This window comes from Pyramidobacter sp. CG50-2 (genome assembly GCF_003612005.1).
In the GTDB taxonomy this organism is placed as follows: domain Bacteria; phylum Synergistota; class Synergistia; order Synergistales; family Dethiosulfovibrionaceae; genus Pyramidobacter.
Map to the genome: position 1 here is coordinate 1 of NZ_RAWT01000114.1, position 555 is coordinate 555.

General features: G+C 60.9%; 1 pseudogene. It reads left to right on the plus strand.

The annotated features are described in order from the left end of the window. Positions 1 to 555 (plus strand): annotated as a pseudogene (locus D7D26_RS12035) (hypothetical protein); the annotation flags it as partial.

Genomic DNA, 555 nt, shown 5'->3' on the forward strand with positions numbered 1-555 from the left:
CGCCGTCAATCCCAACGACACAGTGACGTTCACCAGCGGCGACAACATCACCATCACCCGCGACGACAAAAACGTCACCATCGCCACGAAAGCCGACGTGAACTTCAACAGCGTCACGGCGAACGCCTTTACGGCCGGCGGCACCTCGATCACCGACAACGGCCTCGTCATCCACAACGGCCCCTCGGTCACTAAGGCCGGCATCGACGCCGGAAACAAAAAGATCGCCAACGTCGCCAAGGGCGAAGTCAGCCAGACCAGCGCCGACGCAATCAACGGCTCCCAGCTGTGGGGCGTATCGTCGAGCGTCTCCAACCACTTCGGCGGCGGCTCCACGGTCAACTCCGACGGTTCGATCTCCGCCCCCACCTACATCATCCGCGGCGGCACCTACCACAACGTCGGCGACGCTTTGAGCGCCGTAGACACACAGTTCAACAACATCTACAACAACTTTGGTAACGTCTATAACCAGATGGGCGAACTGAGAGGCGAAATCAAGACCACCGGAGCGCTCGGCTCCGCCCTCGCCGGCCTGAAACCGATGCAGTACGA